This window comes from Yoonia sp., from assembly GCF_042093035.1.
Classification (GTDB): Bacteria; Pseudomonadota; Alphaproteobacteria; order Rhodobacterales; family Rhodobacteraceae; genus Yoonia.
On sequence record NZ_JBELFI010000006.1, the window covers coordinates 39,528 to 57,632 of the forward strand.

General features: G+C 57.4%; 15 protein-coding genes and 1 tRNA gene. 5 read left to right on the plus strand and 11 right to left on the minus strand.

Features of this window, described 5'->3' with window-relative positions:
* Positions 1-89 precede the first annotated feature (89 nt).
* Both ACFDSS_RS02040 and ACFDSS_RS02045 read right to left on the minus strand, forming a co-directional pair.
* A complete protein-coding gene (locus ACFDSS_RS02040) occupies positions 90-791 on the minus strand; it encodes a response regulator (protein ID WP_375254089.1) in 702 nt (233 codons plus the stop codon).
* Entirely contained in the window at positions 788-1,294 is a 507-nt protein-coding gene (locus ACFDSS_RS02045; protein ID WP_375254090.1) for a MarR family winged helix-turn-helix transcriptional regulator, read from the minus strand. Before ACFDSS_RS02045 ends, ACFDSS_RS02040 begins: the two co-directional genes overlap by 4 nt.
* Before the next feature lie 148 nt (positions 1,295-1,442).
* Between ACFDSS_RS02045 and ACFDSS_RS02050 the strand changes: the two genes are divergently transcribed.
* Positions 1,443-2,312: a branched-chain amino acid aminotransferase gene (locus ACFDSS_RS02050; protein ID WP_375254091.1), complete on the plus strand. Its 870-nt coding sequence runs from the start codon at positions 1,443-1,445 to the stop codon at positions 2,310-2,312.
* A 297-nt stretch (positions 2,313-2,609) separates the two neighbouring features.
* Positions 2,610-3,236 carry a hypothetical protein gene (locus ACFDSS_RS02055; RefSeq protein WP_375254092.1) on the plus strand — a complete coding sequence of 209 codons (627 nt, stop codon included), beginning with the start codon at positions 2,610-2,612 and terminating at the stop codon, positions 3,234-3,236.
* Here ACFDSS_RS02055 and ACFDSS_RS02060 read toward each other — a convergent pair whose 3' ends face one another.
* Complete coding sequence (locus tag ACFDSS_RS02060; RefSeq protein ID WP_375254093.1) at positions 3,237-4,157, minus strand: DMT family transporter; 921 nt, start codon at positions 4,155-4,157, stop codon at positions 3,237-3,239.
* A gap of 115 nt (positions 4,158-4,272) precedes the next feature.
* On the opposite strand from ACFDSS_RS02060, the gene ACFDSS_RS02065 reads away from it, so the two are divergent.
* Positions 4,273-5,292 (plus strand): fatty acid desaturase, encoded by a 1,020-nt coding sequence (locus ACFDSS_RS02065; RefSeq protein ID WP_375254094.1) that lies wholly within the window; start codon positions 4,273-4,275, stop codon positions 5,290-5,292.
* Here the strand turns inward: ACFDSS_RS02065 and ACFDSS_RS02070 are convergent.
* The 7 genes from ACFDSS_RS02070 to ACFDSS_RS02100 form a co-directional block, all read right to left on the minus strand.
* On the minus strand, positions 5,289-6,437 hold the full coding sequence (locus ACFDSS_RS02070; RefSeq protein ID WP_375254095.1) for a PQQ-dependent sugar dehydrogenase: 1,149 nt from the start codon (positions 6,435-6,437) through the stop codon (positions 5,289-5,291). The two genes, ACFDSS_RS02065 and ACFDSS_RS02070, sit on opposite strands and share 4 nt — an antisense overlap.
* Before the next feature lie 4 nt (positions 6,438-6,441).
* Positions 6,442-7,470: a tRNA epoxyqueuosine(34) reductase QueG gene (queG, locus tag ACFDSS_RS02075; protein WP_375254096.1), complete on the minus strand. Its 1,029-nt coding sequence runs from the start codon at positions 7,468-7,470 to the stop codon at positions 6,442-6,444.
* Positions 7,471-7,527: 57 nt separating this feature from the next.
* Positions 7,528-8,193 (minus strand): glutathione S-transferase family protein, encoded by a 666-nt coding sequence (locus tag ACFDSS_RS02080; protein WP_375254097.1) that lies wholly within the window; start codon positions 8,191-8,193, stop codon positions 7,528-7,530.
* Positions 8,194-8,255: 62 nt separating this feature from the next.
* Positions 8,256-9,020 (minus strand): monofunctional biosynthetic peptidoglycan transglycosylase, encoded by a 765-nt coding sequence (gene mtgA, locus ACFDSS_RS02085; protein WP_375254098.1) that lies wholly within the window; start codon positions 9,018-9,020, stop codon positions 8,256-8,258.
* Positions 9,021-9,103: 83 nt separating this feature from the next.
* Positions 9,104-13,636, minus strand: coding sequence for a glutamate synthase large subunit (gltB, locus tag ACFDSS_RS02090; protein ID WP_375254099.1), 4,533 nt, complete (start codon positions 13,634-13,636; stop codon positions 9,104-9,106).
* Positions 13,637-13,714: 78 nt separating this feature from the next.
* Positions 13,715-14,386: a hypothetical protein gene (locus ACFDSS_RS02095; protein ID WP_375254100.1), complete on the minus strand. Its 672-nt coding sequence runs from the start codon at positions 14,384-14,386 to the stop codon at positions 13,715-13,717.
* A gap of 45 nt (positions 14,387-14,431) precedes the next feature.
* On the minus strand, positions 14,432-15,859 hold the full coding sequence (locus ACFDSS_RS02100) for an NAD(P)-dependent oxidoreductase (RefSeq protein ID WP_375254101.1): 1,428 nt from the start codon (positions 15,857-15,859) through the stop codon (positions 14,432-14,434).
* A gap of 218 nt (positions 15,860-16,077) precedes the next feature.
* Between ACFDSS_RS02100 and ACFDSS_RS02105 the strand changes: the two genes are divergently transcribed.
* Positions 16,078-16,881 carry an undecaprenyl-diphosphate phosphatase gene (locus ACFDSS_RS02105; RefSeq protein ID WP_375254102.1) on the plus strand — a complete coding sequence of 268 codons (804 nt, stop codon included), beginning with the start codon at positions 16,078-16,080 and terminating at the stop codon, positions 16,879-16,881.
* Here ACFDSS_RS02105 and ACFDSS_RS02110 read toward each other — a convergent pair.
* On the minus strand, positions 16,878-17,858 hold the full coding sequence (locus tag ACFDSS_RS02110; protein ID WP_375254103.1) for a complex I NDUFA9 subunit family protein: 981 nt from the start codon (positions 17,856-17,858) through the stop codon (positions 16,878-16,880). The two genes, ACFDSS_RS02105 and ACFDSS_RS02110, sit on opposite strands and share 4 nt — an antisense overlap.
* 150 nt (positions 17,859-18,008) lie before the next feature.
* Between ACFDSS_RS02110 and ACFDSS_RS02115 the strand changes: the two genes are divergently transcribed.
* Positions 18,009-18,095 (plus strand) — tRNA-Leu (locus ACFDSS_RS02115).
* Positions 18,096-18,105: the final 10 nt, after the last annotated feature.

The following is an 18,105-nucleotide window of genomic DNA, read 5'->3' on the forward strand; positions in this document are numbered from 1 at the left end:
GGTCAATGAACCCGTTTCAGCGTCGCACCACAACCTTCTTCGGAGCATAAATATCCCCGCCGGAGGCACAAAAGTCAGCGCGCAGCGCTTTACTCAGGCGCCAACATATACCCGGCGCCACGAACAGTCTGCAAATAACGGGGTTGCTTGGGATCAACCTCAATCTTGCGGCGTAAACGGGTGATCTGCACATCCACCGCACGTTCCTGCGTTTGCCCGCCAGAGCGGCTGAGTTCTTCAACCAATCGCGCCCGGGTCACTGCCTCGCCGGGGCAACCAGAGAAGATCCGCATCAATTGGCTTTCGGTCGCTGTCAAACGCACCAGCTCTTCGCCCTGCCACATCTCGCCGCGCGCGATGTCATAGCGCACCGGCCCCATATTCAGGACCTTGGGCAAGACCACAGCAGGCTCAGTCGCAGGAACGCGGCGCAGGATGGCGTTGATACGCAACAGCAATTCCTTGGGCTCAAACGGCTTGGCCAGATAGTCATCCGCACCTGCCTCCAGGCCCGTAATCCGATCATCGGTGTCGCCCTTGGCCGTCAGTAACATAATTGGCGTCGTGATCGTTTGGCGCAGGTCACGGCAAAGCGACATCCCGTCCTCACCCGGCATCATCACGTCAAGGACGATCAGGTCAAATTCCAGCCCGGACAAAATCCGGCGCGCATGTGCCGCGTCGCGCGCAGTCGAGACCAGAAAGCCCGAACGCATCAGGAATTTCTGCAAAAGCCCGCGAATACGCTCATCATCATCAACAATCAGGAGGTGGGCGTCATCACTGTTCATTCCGGTCTGTCCTTCATGGCCTCATAGTGGCGGCGGGCTTCTTCATTCATCATAGCCTCCAAAACCTGACGAAAGCCAGCAACGGCAGCAGGCCCGGCCGCGCGATAGGCCGCGCGCATACGATCACGTTGTGCGTCTGACAAGGCACGCTCCAACGCCGCACCCTCTGGCGTCAGATGCAAATGGCGTTCACGCTTGTCACGCTGTCCCACGGTGCTGTCCACCAAACCGTCTTCGATCAGTGTGCGCAACACACGATTAAGCGATTGTTTTGTAACGCCAAGGATCGAGAGCAGGTTATTGACCGTCGTGCCCGGACTGCGGTGGATAAAGTGGATCGCACGGTGGTGCGCCCGTCCGTAGGATTTCTCGGCCAGAATGCGATCAGGATCAGCGGTAAACCCGCGATAGGCAAAGAACATCGCCTCAATACCCTTGCGCAACTGCTCATCCGTCAAAAACAACAGGCTTTGGCCTGTCTGCGGCGGCACAGTGTCACTCATCCTCGTCCTCCCGTGGTCTTGCCACGACAATACGTCAGCTTTGTTGACATTCCAAGAATCAATGCTTAGAGAAAACCACAATCTACGCAATAATATGTCCGAAACGGACCTACTTACGTAACAAATGCAAATATCGACGGAGACTGACATGGCTGGCGCATATGACGATAGAGACGGGAAAATCTGGATGGACGGCCAGTTGGTCGAGTGGCGCGACGCCAAAGTCCATATCCTCACACATGCCATGCACTATGCGTCATCCGTATTTGAGGGCGAACGGTGTTATTCCGGCAAGATCTTCAAATCGCGTGCGCATTCCGAACGCCTTATCAAGTCCGGCCAGCTCATCGATTTTGACATTCCCTACACGGTTGATGAAATCGAAACCGCCAAGCAAGCCGCGCTCGATGCCAACGGTCTGACGGACGCCTACGTCCGTCCGGTTGCATGGCGCGGTGCAGGCGAAGACATGGGCGTCGCCTCCGCCAGGAACCCTGTTCATCTCGCCGTCGCGGTTTGGGAATGGGGCAATTATTATGGCGACGCAAAGATGAAGGGCGCCAAGCTCGACATCGCGAAATGGAAGCGCCCTAGCCCTGAAACCGCACCATCACAGGCAAAAGCGGCTGGTCTTTACATGATTGCAACGATGTCCAAGCACGCAGCCGAGGCCAAAGGGTGTTCTGACGCGATGATGTTCGACTATCGCGGCTATGTCGCCGAAGCGACCGGTGCCAACATATTCTTCGTCAAAGACGGCGAAGTGCATACACCGAAAGCTGATGCTTTCCTGAACGGCATCACCCGCCAGACCGTTATCGGCATGTTGCGTGACAAGGGCCTGCAGGTGCATGAGCGCGTGATTATGCCCGAAGAGCTCGAAGGATTTGAGCAATGCTGGCTGACAGGCACCGCGGCTGAGGTCACGCCGGTCGGTCAAATTGGCGACTACAACTTCGAGGTCGGCACAATCACCCGCGAAATTTCAGAAGATTACGAGAAGCTGGTTCGCGCGTAATCCTATCCAAGATCAAGACATACAGGGGCGCCTCGGCGCCCCTTTTGGCAGGCGGGATCGAATCTTCCATCCCTGAATTGTGGCCCTAACGTGCCATAATCTTTGCTTCTTTCGCCAACTCGTGCCACATTTGGTTGATCGTTTTGTCTGGGCGATCAATGGGATGGTTTTTGGGGTAAGCGTTTCCAATAGCGTGCCAATAAAAACGCGATCAAGGCGGACCTCAACAAAGTTCGGTCCTGTTTGCTTGGCAACCTGTGTCTGTAGTGAGTTAGTATTGGCTGTACCCAAAAGAGCATGATTACATCGAACAACAAAAACGCACCGCCACGTGCACACCGGGCAAATGTGTCCGAGAGCGAGGTGAAGCTGCGTCGTCTTTTGCGCGATGCCCCGCAAGATCTCTGGCTTGATACCATTCGCCGAACACGCAGCGATGCGCATAATGGCCTGATCTACTGGATGCTGAACCAGCCTGAATGCGACTTTGCTATCGCAGCCCATGCGTTTTACCGCGCCAATCCCGCCTTGCAACTCGAAAACCCCAAACCGCTTTCCGTGCGCCCAGGCCCGGACAATCTTTTTGCGGTTGTCTTGGTGAATTGGGATACAGGGTTTTTTCGCGGGCATACGCTCAAGGTGGAACCGGTCGATGCGCACCCCCGTGTGGTGGCCCGGCTGAACGAAAAGATCAACCTCACGCCGCGGGCCGAATTGCCCTACACTATTCCGCGCAAGCTGCTCCATCCCGAAGGGGGGGAGCCTGCGCATCTGTCCCAGCACCTGTCCCCTGATGATGTGCCCTATCTCTGGGCGCTCTACGCTGATCTTGGATTGCGCGTGCCTGACACTGCGCCGGGGTTCCCGCGCAAGGTTGGAAAAGCAAAGGGCCTTTGGAAACGGGTCGGGTTCGGGACGCGGTAATCAGCCGCCGATATTGCCTGTCGCCTTGCGTTGCTGGGCGCGCTGCAACCCCAGCTTTCTTTCGCGCCAAATAATCAGCACCCCCGCCAAAATCACGATCGCTGCACCGATCAGCATCGTGGTCGTCGGGACTTCATCAAAGATGAAATAGCCGATCAACAGCGCGAGGATCATTGACGTATAGTCGAACGGTGCAACCAGTGAGGCATCGGCGAAACGGTAGCTTGATGTGAGCAAAATCTGTCCGATCCCGCCCAGCAACCCCGCCATTACCAACATCAGTGCAACCTGCCACTGTGGCATGACCCAGCCCCAAGGCAGCGTAAACAGCGCCATCACCGACGAGGTGACCGTGAACCAGAACACGATCGCCGCCGTGCCTTCTGTCGCGACCAGCTTGCGCACAAAAACCTGCGCCAAGGCGGCCAGAACCGCACCCATCAGCACCACAATCGCTCCGAGCGTTTCAGACGTGTCCAAGCCGCTACCAACCGAAAGTCTTGGCGACAGAACGATTAAAACCCCCACCATGCCCAACGCAACCGCCGACAATCGAAATGCACGCACGTCCTCGTTCAGAAACATCGCGGCAAAGATCACCACCAACAAAGGCGCCGCATAGCCAATCGCCGTGACTTCTGGCAGAGGCAGCAATCCAAGACCTGTAAAGCCAAGCCCCATCGCCGATGTCCCAATCAGCCCGCGCCAGAAATGCCCCATCGGATTCCTGGTTTTCCACCCATCCCGCAGTTCATGCCGGATCGCGAGCCAGCCCAGAATGATGGGCAAGGCAAAGAACGACCGAAAGAACACCGCCTGCCCGGGTGGCACATCGGCAGAGGCTGCCTTGACCAGACTGGCCATGCCCATGAACATGCAAACCGACAACACTTTGAAAACGATGCCCCGGAGTGGTTGCATAATGATCCCCTTTGCCCGGCAACCTATGCCTCAAATGAAAATGACTAAAGGTCTTTTCACTTGCTTATGGCTGGCGTTAGGGTATGCGAAATAAACAGCAGGTAAGAAAAGCTATATGCCAGATACAGATCACGCCACCGCAAACATGAAGCCCCGCGATTGGGTCCAGATCCTGGCAAAATACCGCGAGCCAAGCAATTGGCGCAGCAGCTTTGAACTGGCGATCTCTCTGATCCCGTTCGTTGTGCTTTGGGCGCTGGCCTATTGGGTCGCGCAATATAGTTATTTTGGTGCTTTTGTGATCTCCGCCGCCAATGGGCTGTTCTTGTTGCGGTTGTTTTGGATCCAGCATGATTGCGGGCACGGGTCATTTTATGGCAACCGCAATGTATCCGACTGGGTCGGGCGGGCTTTGGGTGTCATGACGCTCACGCCATATGACGTGTGGCGGCGCACGCATTCGATCCATCACAGCCATGCGGGCGATCTTGACCAGCGCGGCATTGGAGACGTGATGACGCTGACGGTTGAAGAATACCATCAACGGACGCGTTTCGGGCGCCTGCTCTACCGCGCTTATCGGCATCCGCTGGTGATGTTCGGCCTTGGCCCGACATATATCTTCATGCTGCAAAACCGGGTTCCGTTGGGCTTGTCGGGCGGCAAATACTGGCTCAGCGCGATGGGTACGAATGCTGCAATCGCGGCGATCCTGGGGATCATTGTCTATTTTGGCGGCTTTCAGGCCCTGTTTCTGATTTTCCTGCCGACAACGCTGATTGCTGCATCAATCGGTGTTTGGCTGTTCTACGTCCAGCACCAGTTTGAGACGACCCAGTGGGATGTGAAAGAAGACTGGCAACTGCATGACGCAGCGCTGCATGGCAGCTCTCACTACGATCTGCCACCGATCCTGCGCTGGTTCACAGCCAACATCGGCATTCACCACGTGCATCACCTCTATAGCCGGATCCCGTTCTATCGCCTGACAGAGGTTCTGCGCGATCACAACGAACTGGTTGAGGTGAGCCGCATGACAATCGGGCAAAGCATCAAATGCGCGAGCCTTGATCTCTGGGATGAAAAATCGCGCCGTCTGGTGTCTTTCGCAACGGCACGAAAACTGGCGGCCTAGCCTGGTTGCACCCGCAAAATCTGCCCGGCGTCGAGCAAAACCAGCACGGCGCCATCATCCAGCACTTCAACATCACGAATGCGACCGACATCGGTGAGCATGCGTTCTTCCCCAACAACAAGACCGTTTTCAAACTTCAGCCGCACCAGACCGCCGGGGTTAAGCGACCCGATCAGTAAATCCCCCTGCCAGGGGGCGTATGTGCCATCATAAAACATCATGCCACCGGGCGCGATCACCGGATCCCAGTAATAGACAGGCTCCTCAAAGCCCGCTTCACGCGCAGCACCATCGCCGACATCAGAGCCCCGATAATTGATCCCGTAGCTGACCACCGGCCAGCCATAGTTCAGTCCCGCCTGCGGTTGGTTCAGCTCATCTCCGCCTCGCGGCCCATGTTCAATCGTCCACAAACCACCCGGCCCAAGCGCCGCCCCCTGCATGTTGCGATGGCCCAATGACCAAACCTGATCGGCCCCGTCGCGCCCTACGAACGGGTTGTCGGCAGGCACAGTACCATCTGCATTCACCCGAATAACCTTGCCGTGGGTACTGTTGATATCCTGCACCAACCTTCCGCTGTCACCGGCACCGCGATCGCCGGTCGTGATCCAGACCGTGCCATCGTCCATCGGGATAATCCGGCTGCCAAAGTGACGCGCGCCACGCGATGGATCACTCTGGACAAAAATGTCGGCGACATTGGTCAGGCGACCATCAGCCATCAACGTGCCGCGGGCAGCCGCCGTGACCACACCACCACGCACGGACTTCGCATAGGTCCAGAAGATCGTGCGATTACTGTCAAAGCGTGGTGAAACGGCCACATCCAGCAACCCGCCCTGTCCCCGCGCGGCGACATCGGGCAGACCTGAGACGGGGCGGCTGATCCCGCCATCGGCGTTCAGGACCCGCAGATTGCCGGCCCGCTCTGTCACCAGAAACTGCCCTCGTCCGAGCGGCGCAATTCCCCAGGGCTGGTCCAGACCGTCAGCGAAAACCGTCACCGATATCGCGCTGGCCGGCAGCGCCGGCGCGCGGGTCTGCTCGGCAAAAGCAGGGGAAAAATCAGCATTGGCAGGCCCTTGAGCAACTTGCGCCTGGGCGGCAATGGGCAGCATGAGCAAAGCAATAACACGGATCATTGGGCTAATCCTCCTTCAGTCGGGACATAGCCCAATGCGCGGCATCGGCCACTGCCGGATCGGGATCATCAAGCAAAGGTGAAACCGCCGCGATCAAGCGCGGGTCACCGGAATTGCCAATTGCATAAGCGACATTTCTCACGAAACGATCCCGGCCTATGCGCTTGATCGGTGAGCCTGAAAACCGGGCGCGAAATCCCGCATCATCCAATGCCGCCAGTTCCGCCAGCGGCGGGGCGATCAAATCATCACGCGCCGCCAGGCGGGCATCACGTCCCGCCACAGCAAATTTATTCCACGGACAAACGGCAAGGCAGTCATCGCAGCCATAAATCCGGTTGCCCATGCGGGCACGTAAGTCAGGATCAACGGGCCCCCTATGCTCAATCGTCAGATAGGAAATACAACGCCGGGCATCCAAACGGTAGGGCAACGGAAAAGCACCGGTCGGACAAACATCGAGACACGCGGTGCAAGACCCGCAATGGCTGACTTGGGGTGCATCCGGCTCAAAATCGAGGGTGGTAAAAATCGCGCCAAGAAAGAACCAGTTCCCAAGATCGCGGCTCAGCAAATTGGTGTGCTTGCCCTGCCATCCCAGACCTGCCGCCTGCGCGAGCGGTTTTTCCATCACCGGGGCAGTATCCACAAAGACCTTGATCTCAGCTTCGGGGGCCTGTTCAATCAACCATCTGCCAACCTTCTTGAGACGCTTTTTCACGACGTCATGGTAGTCTTTGTTCTGCGCATAAACGCTGATCGCCGCGCGGTCCGGTTCTGCCAAAACTGCCATGGGGTCATGCTGCGGCGTATAGGTTTCGGCCAGCATAATCACCGATTTCGCCTCGGGCCAAAGAGCGGCCGGATCGGCGCGCCAATGCATACGATCCGCCAACCAACCCATTTGGCCATGCATTCCAGCATCAATGAACGTGCGCAAACGGTCGGGCAATTCAGGCACTGCGTCAGGGCGACAAATCCCCATGGATGCAAAGCCCGCCTCAATCGCGTAGGCCTCAAGCCGCGCCTTCATCCTTCTTCCGAGCACAAATATCCCGGGGGTGTCCCGCAGGGACGGGGGCTGGCCCCCTTAGAAATCCAGATCAGCATAGTGGGACGCAGGCTGAAATCCGGGTACCTCATCGGCCAAAATCGACCGGAAGGCGGGACGGGACTTGATCTTGGCGTACCAGTCTTTGAGACTTTCATGGCGGTTCCAATCAACATCGCTGGTATAATCCAGGCATGACAATTGCGCGGCAGCCGCGAAATCGGCAAGGGTCATTTCATTGCCCGCAAGCCAACGACGCGCCTCCAGCAGACCAGCCATATAATCAAGATGATATTTGATCGCCTTGGCACCGGCTTTGACGTTCGTACTGTCAGGATAACCCGTGCCCATCACTTTGCGGTAGACACGTTCACCCGTCAGCTTGGCGGTGACCTCGTGATAGAATTTATCATCAAACCAGCCCACCAAGCGGCGCGCCTCATAGCGCGCATCAGGCGATTGCGGCAAAAGCGCGGGCGAGGGCTGCGCCTCTTCGAGATACTCGCAAATGGCGGTGCTGTCCGACATGGTCAATCCGCCCATTTTCAGGACCGGCACCTTGCCCGCAGGGTTGCGGCGCACAAATTCCGGGTCTTTCTCCCAATAGCGTTCCTCAACCAACGCGACTTCGATTTTCTTTTCGCCCAATGACAGGCGGACTTTGCGCGAAAACGGTGACAACGGATAATGGTACAAAGTGTTCATTGGACGCTCATTCATAAACTTATCTCTCAATGCCCCATGGACGCGTGCGGATCAATGGCTGCTCAACTTTCAAAGCAATCCGAACGCCCGTCAGCGGCAATGGTCGCCGCCCCGCCTAGGATCGCCTGAGCGCGCGCGCGCGTAAAGGAACTGGGGTTGCTGGCAGAACGGTTTTTGGGCGACGGCAGGATCGCCGCCAGGCGCCCTGCCTGCGTGGGTGACAGGTTGGCGGCATCGACACCAAAATAATGCCGTGCCGCAGCCTGGACACCAAATACGCCTTCCGCAAATTCCGCCACATTCAAGTAGATCTCAACAATCCGGCGTTTGGTCCAGATCGCTTCCGCCAAAGGTGTCCAAACGGCCTCAAGCGCCTTGCGAGACCAGCTGCGACCTTGCCAGAGAAAGACATTCTTCACCACCTGCTGCGATATGGTGGATGCCCCGCCTCGACCGCGATCAACCGCGTCGCGGATCGCATTCAAATCCAGCCCCCAATGCAGGCAAAAATTTGCATCTTCTGCCGCAACAACCGCGCGGGCCATGATCGGTGCGATCTCCTCTATCGGGACCCAGTCTTGCGACACGCCCTGCAGGCGGACCCCCTCAGCGCGCATGTAGGGTGTCGTGGGTGGGTTGATGACGGTGTAAAGCAGCGTCCAGATCACAACCACTGAAGCCACAGCCAAGCCACCCCAGAGAACCACCCGCCGAACAAACCGCCGAAACCGCGCAGCAAGGCTCAGTTTCTCGTGTTTCTTCGCAGATTTCTTCTTGGTGGCCGGCTTTTTCGCCGTGCGCTTTTTCGCTGTACTGCTCTCTGCCATCACACACTATAAGCCACGCCCAAGGCAACAAGGTCAATAAGAGCGACCGCCCCCGCACCTATTTTGGCGCAGGGGCGTGGTATTTATTCCGCAGGGATCGCGGTTTCCTCGACGCTCAGCGGATGTGGCAGATGCACGAGCATTTCCTTTGGGCAAACCTGCACAAAATTCGTTTTCTCGATATCCCAGTGCTGCAACAGATCAGCGGCTTTGCGGCTGCCTGTCTCTGCGGCGTGGCGTTCGATCAGACCCTTCAGCTGGTCCTCCCAATGCGCCACCGTCACAGGGCAGATCACCAGTGTTTCCATGTTAATCAGCTCGCCAGCCTCGCCCTTGGGATCATGGATATAGGACATCCCGCCAGTCATACCGGCCCCGAAGTTGGCCCCGATCGCGCCAAGGATCACGGCCACACCGCCAGTCATGTATTCACACCCGTTGGTCCCGCAGCCCTCAATCACGACCTTCGCGCCAGAGTTGCGCACCGCAAAACGCTCACCCGCGCGGCCCGCTGCAAAAAGATAGCCGTCGGTGGCACCATAAAGCACCGTGTTGCCGATAATGGTGTTTTCGGATGCTTCAAGCGGGCTGACCATAGGTGGGCGCACGACAATCGTGCCCCCGGACAGGCCTTTGCCGACATAGTCGTTGGCGTCACCTGATACCTCCAGCTTCAGTCCCGGTGCCGCAAAAGCGCCCAGCGACTGACCCGCAGACCCGCGCAACTTGACCGTCAGGTGATCCGGCTGCAACGCGTTGCGCATCCCGAATTGCTGGACGATATGGCTGGATGTCCGCGTCCCGATTGTCCGCAGCGTATTCTGCACGGCGTAGTCAAGCTGCATCTTCTCACCATCATTCAAGAAACGCGCGGCGTCCTGCACGATTTGCGCATCCAGCGTGTCATCGACAGCGTTGCGCGGCTTGTTGCGGTCATAGGTGATCTTGTTTGCGCCATCGACCGTGATCAGGAGCGGGTTCAGGTCCAGATCATCCAGATGCGCAGACCCACGTGACACCTGCGTCAGCAGATCAGCACGGCCAATCACATCGTCCAAAGACCGCGCGCCAATGCTGGCGAGGATTTCACGCACTTCGGTTGCATAGAACGTAATCAGGTTGACTACCTTTTCGGCATTGCCGGTGAACTTCTCGCGCAGGGCTTCGTCCTGTGTACACACACCCACAGGGCAGGTGTTCGACTGACACTGACGGACCATGATACAGCCCATCGCAATCAGGGCAGCAGTGCCGATACCGTATTCTTCAGCACCCATCATCGCGGCCATGACGATGTCACGCCCGGTGCGTAAACCGCCATCGGTGCGCAGCGTGATGCGTTCACGCAGGTTGTTCATCGCAAGCACCTGATGCGCTTCGGTCAGGCCCATTTCCCATGGCAAACCGGCGTATTTGATCGACGTGCCGGGGCTGGCACCAGTGCCGCCGTTGTGACCGGAAATCAGGATCACATCGGCCTTGGCCTTCGCCACGCCAGCCGCAATTGTACCGACACCCGACGACGACACCAGCTTGACCGTCACTTTGCAGCGTGGGTTGATCTGCTTGAGGTCGTAGATCAGCTGCGCGAGATCCTCGATCGAATAGATATCGTGGTGCGGCGGCGGTGAAATCAGCGTTACGCCTTTGGTCGAATGACGCAGGCGGGCAATCAGGTCAGTGACCTTCATACCGGGCAACTGGCCACCCTCGCCGGGCTTTGCACCTTGGGCGACCTTGATCTCAAGCTCTTCACAGGCGTTCAGATATTCCGCCGTGACGCCAAAGCGACCTGAGGCCACCTGCTTGATCTTCGCAGACGGGTTGTCGCCATTGGGTTCAGGATGGAAATGTGCGGGATCTTCGCCGCCCTCACCGCTGTCGGACTTCGCACCAATGCGGTTCATTGCGACGTTCAGCGTCTTGTGTGCCTCAGGGCTCAGCGCGCCCAAAGACATTCCGGGTGTCACGAAACGCTTGCGGATCGCAGTGATGCTTTCAACCTCTTCGATTGGCACAGGCGTGCCCAACGGCTTGATCGCCAACAGATCACGCAGATGGATCGGAGGATTTGCCTGCATCGACTTGGAATACTGCGTCCACAAGGCATAGCTCGCGTTGTTGCAGGCCGCTTGCAGCATATGCATCGTCTGCGCTTCCCACGCGTGCTTTTCACCGGAGCGGCGGGCCTTGTAGAAACCACCAATGGGCAGCATGTCGGTGGCACCTTTCCAGCCGCGCGCGTGGATCTCTTCGACTTTGGTCTGAATGCCGGATGTACCGATGCCGGAAATGCGGCTGTGCATGCCGGGGAAGTATTCCGCGACCATCGCACGCGACAGGCCCACGGCCTCAAAGTTCAGACCACCGCGATAGGATGACAGGACCGAGATCCCCATCTTGGACATGATCTTCAACAGTCCGGCATCAATCGCCGCGCGGTAACGGTTCATTGCATCGGTCAAAGTGCCGTCAATCAGGCCACGCCGCTGACGGTCCGCGATGGAATCCTGTGCCAGATAAGCGTTCACAGTCGTCGCACCACAACCGATGAGGACCGCAAAATAATGCGGATCAATGCATTCCGCAGACCGTGCATTGATGGAGCAGAAGGTGCGCAGACCCTTGGCGGTCAGGCCCGAATGCACCGCAGATGTCGCAAGGATCATCGGCATCGCAATACGGTCTTCGGACTGATGCTGATCGGTCAGAACGATGTGCCCGGCACCGGACCGCACGGCATCTTCGGCCTCAGAGCGGATACGGGCCAAACCATCGTTCAGCGCACCACGGCCGGCCTCAAAAGTACAGTCGATATGCGCAACGCTATCGCCAAATTGCCCGACCATTTGATCGAACTCTTCATTGGCAACAAACGGGCTATCGAGCAGCAAAATTGCGGTTTGGGAAGAATCCTCATCCAGCACGTTCTTGAGGTTACCAAAGCGCGTTTTCAGTGACATCACGCGGCTTTCGCGAAGTGAATCAATCGGCGGATTTGTCACCTGAGAAAAGTTCTGCCGAAAGAAATGCGACAGCGGGCGGTAGGTCTTGGACAAAACCGCAGACGGCGTATCATCACCCATTGAGGCGATCATTTCCTTGCCGTCCTCAGCCATAGGGGCAAGTACCTGCTCCAACTCTTCGATGCTGTAACCGGCGGCAACCTGACGCTTGCGCAATTCAGCGCCTTCAAACAGGGCTTTTTCAGGCACGTCGCGCATGATATCGCTCAGGTCAGTGATCCGCGCGACCCATTCGCCAAACGGCTGGGCCGCAGCGAGCGTGTCTTTGAGTTCTTCATCGTGGTACAAACGGCCTTCGGTCATATCGACGGCAATCATCTGGCCGGGACCAAGCGCGCCCTTTTCGACAACGGTCGCTTCATCCACGGGGACCATGCCAACCTCGGACCCTGCAACAAGCAGGCCATCGCCGGTCACGACATAGCGCAGCGGACGCAGGCCGTTGCGGTCCAGACCGCCGCATACCCAGCGACCGTCAGTCATGGCAAGGGCGGCGGGGCCGTCCCACGGCTCCATCACGGCGTTGCAATAGCCGTACATGTCTTGCCAAGCGGCGGGCATTTCAACCGCCTGCTTTGACCATGCTTCCGGCACCATCATGGTCTTTGCCATCGGCGCATTGCGGCCCGCGCGGACGAGGACCTCAAACACCGCATCCAAAGCAGAGCTGTCAGAGGTACCTGAGGGGATAATCGGCTTGATATCCTCCGCCTTGTCACCGAACGCGCCAGAGGCCATGCGGATTTCATGGCTTTTCATCCAGTTGACGTTGCCTTTAAGCGTGTTGATCTCACCGTTGTGCGCCAACATGCGGAACGGCTGGGCCAGCGACCACTGCGGGAAGGTATTGGTGGAATAACGCTGGTGATAGATCGCAAAGGCGCTTTCAAAACGTGCATCCATCAGGTCAGGGTAGAATTCTGCGACCTGCTCGGCCAGCATCATGCCTTTGTAGATGATGGAGCGGCAAGACAGCGAACACATATACATACCGCCGATACCAGCCGCAGTCGCCGCCTTCTCGATCCGGCGACGGATGATGTAGAGTTCACGCTCAAATTTCTCATCATCAAGACCCTTTTCGTTGCGGATCAGGATCTGTTCGATCTCGGGACGGGTGGCGTTGGCTTTGTCTCCCAAAACGTCCGTATTCACCGGCACATGGCGCCAGCCATAGATATAGTGGCCCATGCGCAGGACTTCGGTCTCGACGATTGTGCGACACTGTTCTTGTGCCGCGAAATCGGTGCGCGGCAAGAAGATCTGACCGACGGCAATCAGCTTGTCGTGCTGTGGCTCGTGGCCCGTCCGCTGGATCTGGTCATAAAAGAACGGAACCGGAATTTGCACATGAATGCCTGCGCCGTCACCTGTCTTGCCGTCCGCATCAACAGCACCACGGTGCCAAACGGCCTTGAGTGCGTTGATCCCTTTTTCAACAACATCGCGCGACGCGGTGCCGTCAATCGCGACAACAAGACCAACACCGCAGGACGCATGTTCGTCGTCATCCTTATACAGACCGTTTTCAGCCAGCCACTGACGCCTGGCTTTTTCTGCAGCAACCCATGCTTGGTCAAATTTTGTCATCGTCGTTCCTTTCAAAGGCGCGGCCACCCGGTGGGGTGGGCTGTCTTGTGTCGCGAGGGGGCGAGGGGGCGAGGTGATCTAGGGCCGATAAGTGGATTCAATCACGTTGCATTCAAATTTCGGGCTGTCTGAGAAGAAGCCCGGCTCACCGGGATAGATGAATTCCACGGGAGACAGGTCAATGACGTCATTGGGTGTCGCGTCGTCCCATGCTTCACCGAACAGGAACAGGCGATGCGCTTCGCTGACATACTGACGACCGGAGCCCGCTTCGATCTCATTGCCGTCGGCATCAAGCGTGCGGCCCTGAAATTGCGTGTTCAGGAGGGGTTCACCGTCGATCGTGGTCGTTTCACCGGTCAGCATATCAAAGCCCACGTGACGCTCTTCGCCGGTTTCGGTTTCAAGCGTGAAGTCCCAAGTGTCGATCTGGCTGTCAAAGAGTTCCGTCAATGAAGCGGGGTCCTGGGCCGGCTGCAATAGACGTTCATTGCCAGTGACCTTGTAGTTTTCGAGCCACTGGAATTCATCGTCGACCTTCTGGATGCTGAACACACCGGCTTGGGTCAACAACGCAATCCACTGATCCCCTGGATCATCGGCGTCGCACTGCCAGACATTAATCATGATGCAGCCTTTATGCTGCACGGTCAGCTTTGCAGTGCAGCCCTGCGGTGCGGCAAAACTTTGCTGGGCAACCGCAGGGGCCGCCAGTGTGAGTGCGGCCAGTATCGTCAAAGACTTCATCATGTTCGTCCCTTTCATATCAGGGTGGAAAATATATCGGATCGCGGATTATTCCGCCGCCACAGGCGCCGCTTGACCAAGGTAATCGAGCATGGCCTGCGCGCAATCACGCCCATCACGGATCGCCCAGACAACCAAGGATGCACCACGGACGATATCACCGGCGGCAAACACACCATCAAGACTGGTGGCGCCGGTGCCAAAATCCGCCTTGATCGTGCCCCAACGGGTCACTTCCAACCCATCGACACCCCAAAGTTTCGGCAGGTTCTCAGGCTCGAACCCAAGCGCTTTGATGACGATATCGGTACCTTCGATGTAGTCTGCACCCGCAATTACCTCAGGGGCCTGGCGTCCGGTCGCATCCGGCGCGCCGAGACGCATTTTCTGCACCTTTACGCCAGTGACGGGATCACCCTCGAAACCATTCGGCGCCGAGAGCCATACGAACTCCACACCTTCTTCCTCGGCATTTTGAACTTCACGCTGAGATCCCGGCATGTTGGCGCGGTCACGGCGGTAAAGACATTTCACGCTTTGCGCGCCCTGTCGGGTCGCTGTGCGGACGCAGTCCATCGCCGTATCGCCGCCGCCGATGACGACAACGCGCTTGCCTTCAGCATTCAATTCGCCGCTGTCAAAATCAGGGACGTCGTCCCCAAAGCTCTTGCGGTTGCTGGCGGTCAGGTAGTCAATCGCATCGACGATACCATCGGCATCGGTGTCCGGCAGATCGCGGGTCTTGTAGACGCCGGTCGCGATCAATACAGCATCATGCTTTCCGCGGATCGCATCAAAAGACAGGTCATCGCCCACGTTGCAATTCAGCACGAACTGCACGCCGCCATCCTCAAGCTGTGCCATGCGCTGCATGACAATGTCTTTTTCAAGCTTGAATCCGGGAATGCCGTAGGTCAGCAAGCCGCCGCCACGATCATATCGGTCATAGACCGTCACCTGCACACCTTGACGGCGCAGCATATCAGCGGCCGCCAAACCGCCGGGCCCGGCCCCAATGATACCAACGCTTTCAGACCGCTCCGCATGTGGGCGGATCGGTTTGACCCAGCCTTCTTCAAAGGCGGTATCGGTAATGTATTTCTCGACGGAGCCGATCGTCACAGTGCCATGACCGGACTGTTCGATCACACAGTTGCCTTCACACAGGCGGTCTTGCGGGCAGATACGGCCGCAGATTTCGGGGAAGGTGTTGGTGGCCTGGCTCAGCTCATAGGCCTCTTCCAAGCGCCCTTCAGCGGTCAGACGCAACCAATCGGGGATGTTGTTATGTAGCGGACAATGGGTCTGGCAATAAGGCACGCCACATTGGCTGCACCGGCTGGCTTGCTCGGCGGCCTTGTCGCGGGCGTACTCTGCATAGATTTCGCCAAAGTCTTCTTTGCGCAGGTTCGGCGGACGCTTTTCTGGCATCTCGCGGTCCACTTGGGTAAATTTCAACATTTTCTGGCCAGCCATGCGCCATCCTCCCGAAAATTCAGAGCGAGCGATCTTTTAGAACAGACCTCGGGGAATGAAAAGGCAGTACTTCTGACCTATAACTAAGAATTTCCGACTGCACTGCGACCTCAAAGCTGCCAAACAGGAATTATTAGGTCCGATATGTTACCTATATCCTCTCTTTCCCCGATTTCACAGTTGTTTAGGTTGAACAAAACGAATCAAAGTCTGGCCGCATGACTACATTTAACCTTCTCCTTATTGCTCTGATCCAGGGATTGACCGAGTTCTTGCCGGTTTCGTCGTCGGCACATCTGATCTTGTTGCCGTCATTGTCCAATTTGGCGGATCAAGGGTTGGTTGTTGATGTGGCAGCGCATCTGGGAACCTTGAGTGCGGTGATCCTGTATTTCTGGACGGACGTGCGGCAGGCGTTGGCGGGCACTTTGCGCCTGATGCGGGGGAAGGTCGACACCAGGGGCGCGTTTCTGGCACTCTGCCTGTTGATCGCCACGATCCCTGTTGTGATTGTCGGCTTCATCTTGAAGGTCACCGGACTGTCAGATGCAATGCGCGGGATTGCGGTGATCGGATGGGCGATGATTATCTTCGGGATTGTGCTTTATTGGGCCGACCAAAAGGGACCGGTCGAACGCGTCGCAGAGAACTGGACCCTCCGTCACGCGGTGATCATGGGACTGTGGCAAGCTGTTGCGCTGATCCCCGGCACGTCGCGATCCGGTATCACAATCACGGCAGGGCGGTTTTTGGGGTACACACGCAGCGATGCGGCGCGGTTGTCGATGTTGATGTCGATCCCGACGATTATCGCCTCTGCCGCACTGCTTGGCCTTGATCTCATCGGGACAGCAGACCCGAGCGCCCTGCGTGACATCGGCATCGTCACGGCGATGTCATTTGTCGCTGCGCTTTTTGCTCTGACGCTGATGATGCGCTTGTTGAAATCAGTAAGCTTCACGCCCTACGTCATCTATCGGCTTGCGCTGGGCAGCGTCCTCTTGTGGATCGCCTACAGCTAGGCTTTCAGGTTCTTCGCCGATTCTTTGATCGCGTCGTACTGACCTGACGGACGGAAGCGCCACAGGTAATCCGGCAAAACCGCTTCCATCGCAGTGGGTTGCATTCCAAGGGCCGCGAACCCTTGGGCGTCTACTGGCACAACATTGTCAACGGCGAGGTTGATGACCTGATCCTTTGTCACCGGACCTTTCATCAGACCAAGCGAAAGAGCCCGCATAATTGCAAACCCTGCGGCCATCGCACGAGCCGCCCAAAACGGCATGTTCAGGATAAGCCGACGACGGTGGATCACGCCGAGCATCAGCTGCATCAATTCACGCAAGCTATGCACATCCGGACCGCCCAATTCATAGATGCCCGCGGGCACTTTTCCAATCGCCGCATTTGCAGCAACAGCAGCCACATCATCAACAAAAACAGGCTGGAATTTCGTATCGGCACCAATCACAGGCAGAATTGGGCCAAAGCGGCTCATGCCCGCGAAACGATTGAAAAACTGATCCTCGGCGCCAAAAATAATCGAAGGGCGCAGAATGACGGCATTAGGCATATGCGCAAGAACGCCAGCCTCACCGTCTGCCTTGGTCCGCGAATACATGGCGTCGGCCTCATCATCCGCGCCGATGGCTGAGATATGAACCATCTGCGTCACGCCATGCTCTGCTGCGATGCGGGCAATGCGCGCGGCACCTTCGGCCTGCACGGCGGCAAATGTGTTCTTGCCGATTTCATCAAGCACGCCAACACAGTTCACAACGGCATCCACACCCTGCGTCACCGCAGCAACGCTGGAATCATCGCGGATGTTGCAAAAGACGGGCTCCACCTGGCCGACAACACCGTAGGGGCGCACAAATGCGGCCGTGTTCACATCACGGACCGCGACACGCACGCGCCAACCTTCTTTCGCCAAACGGCGCGCTATATAGCGCCCCACAAAACCGGATCCGCCGAATATGGTGACAAGCTTAGACATAAGATGGCCTCTTTGATCGATAGCTTGGTTTACCCCCACGTGGAACCTCAGACAAGGCGCAAAGGTTGGAATCACAAACGCCGCGCGCATTTGTCTGCGTTAAGCGTTGACAGCACCTCTTGGCGCGCGTAAATCGCGGCCACGTGACCTGCCCAGGTGGCGGAATTGGTAGACGCGCCAGCTTCAGGTGCTGGTGTCTGTATGGACGTGGAGGTTCGAGTCCTCTCCTGGGCACCACCAAACCCCC

Bases quoted from the DNA above. Each gene is read 5' to 3' on its own strand.
- mtgA (WP_375254098.1), bottom strand. From the start codon at position 9,020: ATGGCAGAGAGCAGTACAGCGAAAAAGCGCACGGCGAAAAAGCCGGCC.
- ACFDSS_RS02040 (WP_375254089.1), bottom strand. From the start codon at position 791: ATGAACAGTGATGACGCCCACCTCCTGATTGTTGATGATGATGAGCGT.
- gltB (WP_375254099.1), bottom strand. From the start codon at position 13,636: ATGACAAAATTTGACCAAGCATGGGTTGCTGCAGAAAAAGCCAGGCGT.
- ACFDSS_RS02100 (WP_375254101.1), bottom strand. From the start codon at position 15,859: ATGGCTGGCCAGAAAATGTTGAAATTTACCCAAGTGGACCGCGAGATG.
- ACFDSS_RS02105 (WP_375254102.1), top strand. From the start codon at position 16,078: ATGACTACATTTAACCTTCTCCTTATTGCTCTGATCCAGGGATTGACC.
- ACFDSS_RS02060 (WP_375254093.1), bottom strand. From the start codon at position 4,157: ATGCAACCACTCCGGGGCATCGTTTTCAAAGTGTTGTCGGTTTGCATG.
- ACFDSS_RS02080 (WP_375254097.1), bottom strand. From the start codon at position 8,193: ATGAACACTTTGTACCATTATCCGTTGTCACCGTTTTCGCGCAAAGTC.
- ACFDSS_RS02095 (WP_375254100.1), bottom strand. From the start codon at position 14,386: ATGATGAAGTCTTTGACGATACTGGCCGCACTCACACTGGCGGCCCCT.
- ACFDSS_RS02045 (WP_375254090.1), bottom strand. From the start codon at position 1,294: ATGAGTGACACTGTGCCGCCGCAGACAGGCCAAAGCCTGTTGTTTTTG.
- ACFDSS_RS02050 (WP_375254091.1), top strand. From the start codon at position 1,443: ATGGCTGGCGCATATGACGATAGAGACGGGAAAATCTGGATGGACGGC.
- queG (WP_375254096.1), bottom strand. From the start codon at position 7,470: ATGAAGGCGCGGCTTGAGGCCTACGCGATTGAGGCGGGCTTTGCATCC.
- ACFDSS_RS02065 (WP_375254094.1), top strand. From the start codon at position 4,273: ATGCCAGATACAGATCACGCCACCGCAAACATGAAGCCCCGCGATTGG.
- ACFDSS_RS02110 (WP_375254103.1), bottom strand. From the start codon at position 17,858: ATGTCTAAGCTTGTCACCATATTCGGCGGATCCGGTTTTGTGGGGCGC.
- ACFDSS_RS02070 (WP_375254095.1), bottom strand. From the start codon at position 6,437: ATGATCCGTGTTATTGCTTTGCTCATGCTGCCCATTGCCGCCCAGGCG.
- ACFDSS_RS02055 (WP_375254092.1), top strand. From the start codon at position 2,610: ATGATTACATCGAACAACAAAAACGCACCGCCACGTGCACACCGGGCA.